This is a genomic window from Bradyrhizobium sp. HKCCYLRH3097, from assembly GCF_051167875.1.
Classification (GTDB): Bacteria; Pseudomonadota; Alphaproteobacteria; order Rhizobiales; family Xanthobacteraceae; genus Bradyrhizobium.
Window position 1 is genome coordinate 64,147 of the sequence record NZ_JBNPTX010000010.1, and the last position, 12,229, is coordinate 76,375.

Genomic DNA, 12,229 nt, shown 5'->3' on the forward strand with positions numbered 1-12,229 from the left:
CGGTCAACCCTCCTCCGCTATCAGCGGGAAACACCCTCGATACGGATCCGGTGATGAACGCTCCCCACCCGCGCGACGACAGGCCCGGCGACAGCGACAGCCGGGACGGCATTGGCGCGCCGTCGCAGCGCATCGCCCTGGGCTTTTCGCTGTTCGCAATCGGGCTCGCAGCCTGGTCGCTCTTCCCGAGCTTTCCGGCCGGCCAGCTGATCGCGGTCGTCACCGTCATCCCGCTGCTGGCGCTCATCCTCACCTTGCGCTTTCCCGGGCGGTTCCGCATCGGCCTCGGCTCCGGCTACGGCGCCAATCTCGGCACCGGTTGCATCGTGGCGGCCGGCACGCTCGCCGCGCGCACGCTGTCGGACATCAACCTCGTCGACTGGCTGCCGCTGACGGCCTTCGCGACCGCGGTCGCGATCATTTTCCTCATCGTCGCGGCGCGGTTCGAAACCCAGCTCCGCCGCCGCGGCTGGCGGTTGCTGCTCGCCGCTCTGTTCGTCGCCGCCTATGCGTTCGGGACGCTTGGCCAGTTCAACACCGCACTCGACCGCTCGGCGCCGGCGCTGCTGCGCAGCCGTGTGCTCGCCAAGCATCTCGGCCACAGCCGGCTCGCCACGCATCAGGTGACGCTCGAGCCGTGGGGCCCGTTCGCGAGAGCCACCGATGCACATGTTGCGCAGGCGCTGTACGAAAGGTTGCAGCCGGGCGACACCGTGTGCCTGCGCCTCGGCGATGGCGCGTTTCGCATGGCGTGGTTCACGGTGGCCGCATGCCGTTGAGACCCGGCGCTGCGGCCGAGACAGGAACGGCCATTTGCGCAGCGCGGCGATGCTGCGTATCGTCGTAGCTTCGTGGCCCGCATGAGCGCAGCCATATCCGGGGCCTCACGCGCCGTCTCGATGAACCCGGATGTTGCTCCGCTCATCCGGGCGATGCGATTGCGAGCCGTTCTGCATGACCGACTTCCTGCCCCGCCCTTTCGCTGTCGATCGTCCCGACGTGCTGGATCTCGACATCACCGCGCTCGACGCGCGCCCCGGCGCGGTGCTGGTGGCGCGCTCGCCGTTCTATCCCGGCGGCGGCGGCCAGTTGCCGGATCGCGGCACGATCGCGTGGAACGGGATCGTCCGCGTCGTCACCGGGTTCGAGCCGACCGCCGACGGCATCTGGCACCTGATCGGTGATGACGCCATCCCGGACGGGGCGATCGAGCTGCACGTCGATCCGGCGTTCCGGCAGCGCATGAGCGAGCAGCACACGGTGGCGCATCTCGTCAACAGCGCCGTCTACACGCTGTTCGACGGCGCGCTGCTGACCGGCGTCCGCATGACCGAGACCGACGAGTTCAGCGTCGATTTCGATCTGCCCAAGGTGGCGCCGGAGCAGCTGCGCGCGGTGGAGGATGCGGTGAATGCCGCGATTTCGGACGATCGTCCGGTGCGTGCCTTCGACATGCCCTATGACGACGCGCAGGCGACCGCGGGCCTGTTTCGCGCCAAGTCGGTCGCCCCGCCACGCCAGGCCGACGGCCTGATCCGCATCGTCGACATCGACGGCCTCGACCGCCAGGCCTGCGGCGGCACGCACCTGGTCTCGACGGCGCAAGCGCGGCGCATCCGCATTCTCAAGGTCGACAACAAGGGCCGGCAGAATCGGCGGTTGAGGATCGGATTCGTCACGGCTTGAGAATCGCGCGGCTCGCGATGAAACGGCCAGCGTCGCAATGCACATTGTCAAACGCGTATATCATCGCTCGACGTCCGATACGATTGTAGCGCAGGCGCGTCCGTGATCCCATGGAAGCTCACGTCTTCCTTGCGTTCCGCAACGTCTCCGAGGGCAACTCACCCATCATCTGGCGGTACTCGCTGGCAAAGCGGCCCAGATTGCCAAAGCCGCATTTGAAGGCGACCGACACGACGCTTGTGTTGGCATCGGGCCGTCGCAGAAGTTCAGATGCCCGCTGAAGTCGGACGCGCTTGGCAAACTGGCCGGGTGATCCGCGTCCCGACTCCGAGAACTCGCGGAAAATCGACCGGACGCTGACCCCCGCGATCGCGGCGATCTTCTCAAGGTCCAGAGGCTCGTCCCAATGTGCCTCGATATAGGACTCGACGGTATCGACAACCATACGGTTGACTCGCTGGGGCGCATTCAGCAGGCGGCTGCTAAAGCTGTGCCGATTTGCAAGCAGGAGCCGGATCATCAAGCTCCGCTCGAGCTCTGCGATGGCTATCGGCGAGTAGTCCGCTCCGAACATCTGCAACTCACCGGCAAGCCTGAAAACGTCCTGGCGGACGAGAGCCATGACAGCAGGATCGGTTGGGCCTTCGTCAAAGGTCAGATTCGTATCTCTGTCATCGCCGATCATGGCTCTCAACAGCTGGTGCAAAGGTGCGCTTTCGACCCTGACCACCAGTTGGCAGTAGCCGGCAGGAAATTCGAGATCCAGTCTTGAATCCCCGGATATCAGGGGACTCCAGGCGACGATCGCCTGGTGGCCTCGCGCAGTCCTGTATCCGGCAGTGCCCTGGATCGAGAAGAACTGTCTGTAGATCGTCGATTCCGGAAACGACACCGACGCCGCGCCCGCATATGAGCAGAACGCCAGCCCCGCGGTGCTGAGCCGCGCAAGATTGGCCTCGATGCCGAAGCTGGAGTCGGAGCTGTCGAAACGATCGACGGCGTAGATGCTGAACAAGCGATCGCGCGCGAACTCGCGATCACGCGAGCGAAACAGCGGATATCGATCGAGATATGAGATTTGACCCAAACAGCTCCTCCGCCCGATCGGCATCACCACCTGGTCAACCCTTGTGCAATCGTCAGGCGCGTGAGCACAAGGCCGTGCGTTAGGACACGTGGCAAGCACGAATTTCATTCAGTTCCACAGTTCGGACAACGTCCCGGCGCGAGGGGGCGTACGATTTTCGCGGTGATAACCGAACACCCCGTATTGTTACGGACAGAATGCTGCCTCGCGGGGCTGGCCGTGGTCTGCGCCGGGTCGTCCAATGGCTCGCTCGGAACAACGGCGTACCAAGCGGCCAAATGCGATGGGTATCGGGGTCATCGGAGCGGCAGCATACGGCCGATCTGTCGGGGATCGGACAAATACTTGGATAATTCGATTCGACTACGATCCGCTCACTCTGGACCAGAGTCGGGCCTCGCGGCGGCGTTTGGCCCCAGCGAACCAAGGTCCTGGAAATCGACAGACGTGCATGTGCCGAAACCCCGGCAGAGCAGACCTAGAGAGGAAAGAGAATGTTCGGCCGCAGACACGCCAAAGGTGACGCACAGGCCATGCTCGACGCGATCAGCCGCTCGCAGGCCGTGATCGAGTTCAACATGGACGGCACGATCATCACGGCAAACAAGAACTTCCTCGATACGCTCGGATACCGGCTGGATGAGATCCAGGGCAAGCATCACAGCATGTTCGTGGCGCCGGCCGAGCGGGACAGCGCGGCCTATCGCGAATTCTGGGCGGCTCTCAACCGCGGCGAATTCCAGGCCGCAGAATTCAAGCGGATCACCAAAGGCGGCGGCGAGGTCTGGATCGAGGCGTCCTACAATCCGGTTCTCGACGGCAACCGCCGACCGGTGAAGGTGGTGAAGTTCGCGACCGACATTACCGCGAAAAAGCTGCGCAGCATGGCGGACGGCTCCAAGATCGCTGCCATCGATCGCGCCCAGGCCGTGATCGAGTTCAAGCTGGACGGAACGGTCGTGACGGCGAACCAGAACTTTTGCGACGTTCTGGGTTATCGGCTCGACGAGATCCAGGGCCGGCATCACAGCATGTTCGTCGAGCCGTCACAGCGCGACAGCGCGGCGTATCGCGAGTTCTGGACGGCCCTCAATCGCGGCGAATATCAAGGCGGCGAATACAAGCGCATCGGCAAGGGAGGCAAGGAGGTCTGGATTCTCGCCACCTACAATCCCATGCTCGATACCGCCGGCAAGCCGTTCGGCGTGGTCAAGTTCGCGACCGACGTCACCGCGCAGAAGCTCAGGAACGCGGATCTGGCCGGCCAGATCGATGCGATCGGCAAGTCGCAGGCTGTGATCGAGTTCAACATGGACGGCACGATCATCACCGCCAATGACAATTTCCTGCATGTGCTCGGCTACACCCTGGCCGAGGTCAAAGGCAAACATCATAGCATGTTCGTGGAGCCTTCGGAGCGCGATGGTGCCGCCTATCGCGAGTTTTGGGCCGACCTGAACCGGGGGCAGTATCAGGCGGCGGAATACAAACGCATCGGCAAGGGCGGCAAGGAGGTCTACATTCAGGCCTCGTACAATCCGATCCTCGATCTCAACGGCAAGCCGTTCAAGGTCGTGAAGTATGCGACCGACGTCACCAGGCAGGTGCTGGTGCGCATAGGCAACGAGCGCGTCCGTGCGATGATGGAATCCGTCGCAGCGGGCTCCGAGGAGTTGAACGCGTCTGTGCGGGAGATTTCCGAAGCCATGACCAAGTCCCGCGAGACGGCGATGGGCGCCGTCGGTCAGGTAGCATCCGCCGACGGCCAGGCGCAGCGGCTGTCCGAAGCCACGCAGGCGATGAGCGGCATCGTCGAGATGATCAACAACATCACCGGGCAGATCAACCTGCTCGCGCTCAACGCCACCATCGAATCCGCCCGCGCCGGCGAAGCCGGGCGTGGCTTTGCGGTCGTCGCCGCCGAGGTCAAGAACCTCGCCAACCAGGCCAAGCAGGCCACCGACAAGATCGCCCAGGAAATCGAGAACCTCAACGGCATCTCGGGCGACGTCGTGACGGCGCTCAACTCGATCAAGCAGGCGATCAACAGCGTCAGCGAATACGTCACCTCGACGGCGGCGGCGGTGGAAGAGCAGAGCACGGTGACGAACGAGATGTCGTCCAGCATGGCCCGCGCCGCAGCCGAAGCTCAGGCCTTGGCCGCCCGGACCGCGGCTTAGCTGCGCGCGACCAGGGCGGCGGAGCCCGGCGGGCCGCCGCCCCATTAGCGATCGAATGCGGGCGTTCACAAGAAGGCGCTGACGAGAAGACCGTGGCCGACATCATTCATTTTCCTGCTCCCGATTCCTCGCGATTCGTCGAACAGCACGCCGTGGCGGCTTGTCGGGCGCTCCTGCGTCCCCAGACCGAACGCCTCCAGCAAGAGTTGCAGCAGTGGCGCAACGCCTTGGATGAGTTGGATCAGCACATCGGCGCGGCCCCGTCATTCGCCGCGCTACTGTCTGAAAGCGCAAAGGTGCGCGAGCTCATCTCCGCTGCCGAAAGCGCGCTGGACGCAATCTTCTGAGACCAGGCGGTGATCGCCGCGGCACGGCTGAGGTTGCGCGGCGACGCGCACCGCCAGGATTGCCGCCAACAAGCCAGCGGGACGACAGCAGTCCCAGTCGCCGCCGCAAGGTCACGGCCGATGCAAGATCACGTCGAATCCTTCCTCCGGGGTCGGCGCCACGAAGTATGAAGTGAACAGGTCGAACTCCTCGTCGGTCACGGTGAAGGCGTGGCGGCCTTCTGCGTTGCGCGCGCGCAGCCGTGCCTTGCAGACCTCGTCGGGGACGTCGAGGTGATGCAGCTGGTGCGGCACGCCCGCGGCTTCGAACAGGCCGCGCATCCAGGCCCGGCTCGCCGGCGTGTTGGCGGGGAAGTCGAGCACGACCGAAACGCCGGCCCGCAACAGCGCGATGACGTGCGGCCCCATCACGCTGCGCAGCCGTGACGAATTGCGCACGTAGTCCGCCAGGCTGCTCTGCTCGCCAGGATAGAGCCGCGACAGCCAGTCGTCCTCGGCGACCACGACGGTGGCCGGGCGATGGCCGAGCTCCGCGGTGAGCGTCGATTTGCCGGCAGCGATCTTGCCGCACACGAGGTGCAGCGTCGGTTGGTTGGGAGACACGGATACAGACCTCGCATACGGCGCCGCTTCGGGCGCCAAGAGCATTCACAGGCAATTCTCGCAGGCGGAAGCGCCCGGCCCGACGGATCAGGCCGGGTCGGTAATTCGGCTGCTGACGGCAGCGCCTGCGATGCGAATGCGGAAGGTCATGAAGATACATTTGACAGATGTCGCTGACGGCGTCCAGGCCCGGCCGTCATCCGTCGCGAGACCGCGCCGCGATTGAGTTCGACTCGCAAGAATGGCCCGCGCGCATTTCAGTCGCACCGGCCGCTCGCGAATGAGTTGAAGTCACTTCACTGTGGCTGAATTGATCCACTGCGACGGGAGTCGAGCCGGCCGCGTGTCGTCCATTGCCAACCGGATGTCCGCTCCTGTAGGTAGTTGCGAGGGACGGGGGCGTTAGTCGGTGGCTCGTCAAGGGCGTCAACTACAAGGCATCGCATCAGGACGACGTGAGGCGCGCATGCGCTCGGCGCGGCGGCGCGCAGCGCTGTCGCGGCTCGGCGGCGCTCTCGTCTGGTTTGCGGCATGGGCCCTGATCTTCCAGTCCGCGCTGGCGCTCTCCGCGATGAGCGCTGCGGTTGCGGCCCCCGATGCCGTCGCCATCATCTGTCAGAGCTCCGTCGACGGTCCGACGTCGGACGACATCGGCACTGCGGCCAAGCAATGCGCGAGTTGTCCGTTCTGTGCGCTCGGGCGCGGCGTCACTGTCCCGCACGTCCCCGCCGTGGCGCGGCCGATGCCGGTGGTCGTGGCGATCCTGATCGAGCGGACAGACCTCGTTGCGGCGCCTCGGCCTACGCTCGAACTGCCGGTCGCTCGCGGACCACCGGCGGCCCTCTAGGCCGATACTCCAGACATCTCATCCCGTCACGATGCGGCCGGTCTCGTCCGCGCGCGCTGTGGGCTGCCGTCCGGCGGTCGCCGCAGCCGTGCCCGCAGCCGCCTCGTCGCGACATGTTCACGAGGCCACGGCGCGCTCGCAGCCGGGCGCCTCTCCCATTCCTATTCCGAGATCCATCATGGACCATTGTTCGACACCCGTCCGGCGGCGGTTGCTCCGCTCAACCACCGTGCTCACATCGCCGGCGCTGCTGGCATTCGCCCTTTCGAGTCCCGTGCTCGCGCAGGACCCATCGCAGGCTCGCTCCGCCGCCACGCTGCCGCAGGTGACGGTCGCTGTCCCGAAGCCCCGCCCGGCCGCGCGAACGACAGTCCGCCGCAGGGGCGCGCATGCGGCGGCGACCAATCCGGCAGTTGCGCCACCGCCGCAGGCGGCCTCATCCGACGCCGTCGACGCGCCTCCCGGCGCCACTTCGGTTGCGCCGGGTGACATCCTGGCGAAGCGCGCCATCACGAACGACACCGCTGCGCTGTTTGCCGATGTGCCCGGCGTCAGCCTCTATTCGGCCGGCGGGGCCTCGAGCCTGCCGGCGATCCATGGCCTCGCCGACGACCGCCTGCGCGTCAAGGTCGACGGCATGGACACCATCGCCTCATGTCCCAATCACATGAATCCGGCGCTGTCCTACATCGATCCGGCCCAGGTCGCCGCGGCCAAGGTCTGGGCGGGCATCACGCCCGTGAGCGTCGGCGGCGATTCGATCGGCGGCACCGTCGCCGTCAGCTCGCCGGCGGCTCTGTTCGCGGCGCCGGGGCAGAGCCTGCTGACCAAAGGCAGCGTCGGCACCTTCTACCGCAGCAACGGCAACGTGCGCGGCGTCAACCTGTCGGCCACCATGGCCACCGAGAACTACAGCGTCAGCTACAGCGGCGCTGCGGTCAAGGCCGACAACTATACGGCCGGCGGCAACTTCAAGAACTTCACCCTGAGGAGCTCCATCACGCCGGTGCTTCCCCTCGATCAGGTCGGCTCATCCGCCTACGAGACCAGGAATCATCTGATGGGCATCGCCTGGAGCAAGGACGGCCAGCTCATCGAGCTGAAGGCGGGAGTGCAGGAGGTGCCCTATCAGCTCTACCCGAACCAGCGCATGGACATGCTGGGCAACGATGCCTACAGCTTCAACCTGCACCATCTCGGCCGGTTCGACTGGGGCGATCTGGACACCCGCCTCTATCACCAGTCCGTCGATCACTACATGAACTTCGGCGGTGATCGGCTGTTCTCGTATGGCACGCTGAGCCCGCCGAACACGACGGGTGCGCGCTATCCGGTCAACGGCATGCCGATGTATACGCGCACCAAGACCAACGGCCTGACCTCCAAGGCCGACATCACGCTGTCGCCCCGCGACGTGGTCCGCGTCGGCGTCGACCTGCAGACCTACCGTCTCGACGACTGGTGGCCGCCGGCCCCCGATTGCGGCGTCGGCAACTGCATCGGCGGCATGGCGCCGCTGACGTTCTGGAACATCAACGGCGGCAAGCGCGACCGGGCCGGCGTGTTCAGCGAGTGGGAGGCGAAGTGGAGCCCGTCCTGGCTGTCGCTGCTGGGCGTGCGGTTCGAACGCGTCGAGACCGACACCGGACCGGTCGTCGGCTACAACACCAGCACCACGCCGCTGACATCGGGGTTCATGTCCGGCATGTACGAGACGAGTTCGGTCGGCTCCCGCGCGGCGTTCAACGCCATGGATCGCTCGCGAAAGGACAACAATGTCGATCTGACGGCGCTGTTCCGAAACACGCCGAGCGCCCATCTCACCTTCGAGTTCGGCGCGATGCAGAAGACCCGCTCGCCGAATCTCTACGAGCGCTATTCCTGGTCGCGCAACACCATGGCGCTGGAGATGAACAACTTCGTCGGCGACGGCAACGGCTATCTCGGAAACCCCAATCTGAGACCCGAGGTCGCCCATACCGTGAGCTTCACCGGCGCCTGGCACAGCGCCGACCATGAGGCCGAGATCCGGCTCACGCCCTACTACACCCATGTACGCGACTACATCGATGCGGTGCAGTGGAAGGCCGCCACCAACACCGCCGCCGTGCCTGCCGTCGCCAACCAGTTCGTGATCATGAAATACATGAACCAGCAGGCGCGGCTGTACGGGTTCGATCTGTCCGGCAAAGTGCCGCTGGGCACGACGTCGATCGGCGATTTCGGCCTGAAGGGAGTCCTGAGCTATACCAACGGCCGGAATCTCGACACCGGAAGCGGTCTCTACAACATCATGCCGATCAACGGCAGACTGACGCTCACGCACCGGCTCGACGGCTGGGACAGCGGCCTCGAGCTGGTGATGGTGGGCCGCAAGTCCGACGTCTCCGTCGCGCGCAACGAGCTCAAGACCCCGGGCTACAGCCTGGTGAACCTGCGCAGCAACTACACCTGGCAGAGGCTGCGCATCAGCTTCGGCGTCGAGAACCTGTTCAACAAGCTCTACTACCTGCCGCTCGGCGGCGCCTATATCGGCGAGGGCGCATCGATGTCGTTCAACAAGGAGGCCGGCACCGTCGCGGCCACCGGCGGCGGCGTATCGGGCACCGCGACGATGTGGGGCACCGCCGTTCCCGGCCCCGGACGTTCGTTCTATCTGGGTGCGAACCTGGAATTCTGACGCCGGCATTCGCATCTCGCCCTGTCCCGCCAGCGGGACAGGGCGAGAGCGGGCGCCAGACGACACGGCGTCGCGACGAGCGGCACGAGCGAGACGTAACGTCGCGCATCACGCCGTCTGCGATTCTCGGCCGAAATCGCCGCTCTCACGAACTTGGAAAAGCTCTAAGAGCGATTCCAGCCGCCGCTCCGTTGACACATCGGGGCGGTTGCCGTCTCCACTGATCCCACGATGCATCGTATTTGAATTTGCTCATTGGAGGGATTGATGAGACTGACCATCGCGGCCGTGATCGGTGCCGCACTCGCCGGCTTCGCCATCTCGCCGGCCATGGCCGACGGCTACAAGGATTGCACCAAGCTCGACAAGGCCCAGTGGAAGCCGGCCGCCGAGGCGGAAGCCAAGGCCAAGGAAGCGGGCTACGAGGTGCGCCGCTCGAAGGTCGAAGGCTCCTGCTACGAGGTCTACGGCGTCAAGGGCGGCAAGCTGTATGAGCTGTTCTACAGCCCGGAGGATCTCAGCCTGAAGCACACGATCGCCAAGTAGTTGGCGCAAGCGTCGCCCAGCGTGCTGGACGACGTGACGTGAGAGCCATGCACGGCACAGCCCCCCGAGCCAGCCTGAAACGCCAGGACACCGCCGACACCGTGCAGGTCTGGGACCTGCCGCTGCGGCTGTGGCACTGGATGCTGGTCGTGCTGGTGCTCATCGCCTGGGTGACGCCGAACGTCCATGACGGCCTGCACCGGATCGCGGGCTACGCGATCCTCGGCTTGCTCGCCTTTCGCCTGATCTGGGGCATCATCGGTACCCGCCATTCGCGCTTCCGCAGTCTCAAGCTCCGGCTGCGCGCGACGCCGGCCTACCTGTGGAATCTGCGGCGCGGCAAGACCGGGCGCTATCTCGGGCTGAATCCCGCGGGCACGGCGATGCAGCTCGCACTGCTGCTTCTGCTCATCGTCTCCGCGATGACCGGCGCGATGCAGGTGACCGTGCGCTTCTTCGGCATCTGGTGGGTCGAGGACACCCACGAGGTGACGTCATATCTCCTGATCCCGCTGGTGGTGCTGCATGTCGCCGGCGTCGTGCTGGTGAGCCGCCTGCAGCGCGAGAATCTCGCCCGCGCCATGCTGACGGGGCGCAAGCTGCTGCGGCGCGGCTCGCGCTGACCGGGCGGCTCAGCCGCGCACGGCGTAGGGCGTCTGCGCCAGACGGTCGGCCCCCACGGCGAGATCGCGCTGCGCATCGGCCAGCGCCTTGCGTTCGCGCTTTTCCTCGGGCAGCGACCAGATCGAGTCCTCGGGCGCGTAGTCCCGGATCAACCTCGTGCCGCCGACGATGATCTCGATGGTGCTCATGACGTCAGCTCCACGAACCAGTTTCAAGAGAGTACGCGGCGCGGCTGGCGGTGGCAACCGAGCGTCAGCCAGAGGCCCTGCGGTCTCCAGCATCTGTCATCGCCGAACGATCGTTCGCGGCGAATCGCGCCACACACGGAACTCACGAGCGTTGCACGCAGGCCACAGTTCTCGCAAAAGCTGCGCGGGCGCGGAGATGCGTTATTGCGCCGGGCCGTCTTGCGCCGAACAATCGCAGGTATCGGATGCCTGACCGCCCCTCACCAGCAGGGGCTCGGATTTTGGGGAGGCCGGATGATGAGCTCGCAGCAGCTTTTGGCGCGTGCGTTGTGTCGGTCCGTTGTCCTGGTAGCTTGTGCGGCGGCATGGCCCGCGGCCGCCGCCGAGATCGAGGCAGCGACGCCGCCCGTCGCCGCGGAGCCGATCGCGACGTCGCGGCAGCCGACCGCAGCCGAGACTGCGCTGACGACCGCGTCGATCACTCCATCGGCTGTCCTGCCGGCGGACGAACAGGCCGCGCCCGGCGCGGCGACCGAACCGCCCCGGCCCACTGTCGCCAGCGCCGACCGCATCGAGATCCTCGACGAGTGCCCCGACATCGATGCCTGCATCGATCGCTATCTGTGGGCGCTGTACGAGCGCGCGCCGAAGCTCGACAAGATCCGCGAGACCGAGCGCCGCGTCGTCACGGTCAAGCGCAAGGGACGCATGGTGAAGGTGACGCGCAGCTTCACCAAGCTCGTCGACAACGACTTCACCTGGAAGGATCCGAAGGCGGCCGAGCGCATCGGCCGCAGCATGATGGAGTATGTGATCGGCGGCATGGACCGCGGCTTCAAGCTGAAGCTGTTCCACACCTTGCATGCCGCCGAGGCCGCAGGGCTCGCGCCCGGCATCACCAGCGGCTTCCGCGACGACTACCGGCAGGAGATCGCGAGCGGCCTGAAGGCCGCCAGCAACCGCTCCTATCACGGCGGCAGCCTGCGCGGCGGCTACGGCCACGGACTCGCGGCCGACATCGTCAGCGTCAACGGCGCGACGCGCGCACAGCGCTGGGTGGCGACCGAGGCGCTGTGGAAATGGGTCGATGCCAACGGCAAGACGTTCGGCATCGGCCGGCCCTATCTCGATCACGACCCGCCGCATGTCGGCCCGGTCGACGGCGAGGAATATGCCAAGCATCGCGCGCCGGCCGTGAAGGTGGCAGCGGCGGAGACGAAGAAGCACAAGCGGATCGCGGCACGGCCTGAGCATCATGCGGCGAAGCGTACGAAGGCGATCCGCGCGTCGGCGCTGGCCTCGCGGCGAACGAGCTGATTGTCACGTTCACCGCAGGTCGCGGCGTTCCGCTGATTTCATAGAGCGCGCCGCGATCTCCGTCATTGCGAGGAGCAAAGCGACGAAGCAATCCAGAGTCCCGTCCACGACTCTGGATTGCTTC

12 protein-coding genes are annotated in these 12,229 nt (G+C 65.7%); 9 read left to right on the plus strand and 3 right to left on the minus strand.

Going from position 1 to position 12,229, the window contains the following annotated elements:
* Window positions 1-53: 53 nt before the first annotated feature.
* Complete coding sequence (locus ACQR0U_RS22715; protein WP_316192908.1) at window positions 54-779, plus strand: hypothetical protein; 726 nt, start codon at window positions 54-56, stop codon at window positions 777-779.
* 175 nt (window positions 780-954) lie between these two features.
* The gene (locus ACQR0U_RS22720) at window positions 955-1,686 is read left to right on the plus strand and encodes an alanyl-tRNA editing protein (protein ID WP_315712875.1); all 732 of its coding nucleotides are present in this window, start codon (window positions 955-957) and stop codon (window positions 1,684-1,686) included.
* 118 nt (window positions 1,687-1,804) lie between these two features.
* Here the strand turns inward: ACQR0U_RS22720 and ACQR0U_RS22725 are convergent, their stop codons facing one another.
* A complete protein-coding gene (locus tag ACQR0U_RS22725; RefSeq protein ID WP_315713629.1) occupies window positions 1,805-2,797 on the minus strand; it encodes a helix-turn-helix transcriptional regulator in 993 nt (330 codons plus the stop codon).
* A gap of 470 nt (window positions 2,798-3,267) precedes the next feature.
* Between ACQR0U_RS22725 and ACQR0U_RS22730 the strand changes: the two genes are divergently transcribed.
* A complete protein-coding gene (locus ACQR0U_RS22730; RefSeq protein ID WP_315712876.1) occupies window positions 3,268-4,953 on the plus strand; it encodes a methyl-accepting chemotaxis protein in 1,686 nt (561 codons plus the stop codon).
* Window positions 4,954-5,045: 92 nt separating this feature from the next.
* Complete coding sequence (locus ACQR0U_RS22735) at window positions 5,046-5,300, plus strand: hypothetical protein (RefSeq protein ID WP_315825097.1); 255 nt, start codon at window positions 5,046-5,048, stop codon at window positions 5,298-5,300.
* A 111-nt stretch (window positions 5,301-5,411) separates the two neighbouring features.
* Here the strand turns inward: ACQR0U_RS22735 and ACQR0U_RS22740 are convergent, their stop codons facing one another.
* Entirely contained in the window at window positions 5,412-5,903 is a 492-nt protein-coding gene (locus ACQR0U_RS22740; protein ID WP_316192907.1) for an AAA family ATPase, read from the minus strand.
* A 466-nt stretch (window positions 5,904-6,369) separates the two neighbouring features.
* On the opposite strand from ACQR0U_RS22740, the gene ACQR0U_RS22745 reads away from it, so the two are divergent.
* The 4 genes from ACQR0U_RS22745 to ACQR0U_RS22760 all read left to right on the plus strand — a co-directional run bounded on the left by ACQR0U_RS22745 (window position 6,370) and on the right by ACQR0U_RS22760 (window position 10,599).
* A complete protein-coding gene (locus tag ACQR0U_RS22745; RefSeq protein WP_315768748.1) occupies window positions 6,370-6,750 on the plus strand; it encodes a hypothetical protein in 381 nt (126 codons plus the stop codon).
* A 211-nt stretch (window positions 6,751-6,961) separates the two neighbouring features.
* The gene (locus ACQR0U_RS22750; RefSeq protein WP_434872260.1) at window positions 6,962-9,430 is read left to right on the plus strand and encodes a TonB-dependent receptor; all 2,469 of its coding nucleotides are present in this window, start codon (window positions 6,962-6,964) and stop codon (window positions 9,428-9,430) included.
* A gap of 267 nt (window positions 9,431-9,697) precedes the next feature.
* Window positions 9,698-9,976 carry a PepSY domain-containing protein gene (locus ACQR0U_RS22755; protein ID WP_316173051.1) on the plus strand — a complete coding sequence of 93 codons (279 nt, stop codon included), beginning with the start codon at window positions 9,698-9,700 and terminating at the stop codon, window positions 9,974-9,976.
* Window positions 9,977-10,023: 47 nt separating this feature from the next.
* The gene (locus ACQR0U_RS22760) at window positions 10,024-10,599 is read left to right on the plus strand and encodes a cytochrome b/b6 domain-containing protein (protein ID WP_434841808.1); all 576 of its coding nucleotides are present in this window, start codon (window positions 10,024-10,026) and stop codon (window positions 10,597-10,599) included.
* A 9-nt stretch (window positions 10,600-10,608) separates the two neighbouring features.
* Here the strand turns inward: ACQR0U_RS22760 and ACQR0U_RS22765 are convergent, their stop codons facing one another.
* Entirely contained in the window at window positions 10,609-10,788 is a 180-nt protein-coding gene (locus ACQR0U_RS22765) for a hypothetical protein (RefSeq protein ID WP_315753598.1), read from the minus strand.
* Window positions 10,789-11,082: 294 nt separating this feature from the next.
* On the opposite strand from ACQR0U_RS22765, the gene ACQR0U_RS22770 reads away from it, so the two are divergent.
* Complete coding sequence (locus ACQR0U_RS22770) at window positions 11,083-12,105, plus strand: hypothetical protein (RefSeq protein ID WP_434843978.1); 1,023 nt, start codon at window positions 11,083-11,085, stop codon at window positions 12,103-12,105.
* Window positions 12,106-12,229 lie beyond the last annotated feature (124 nt).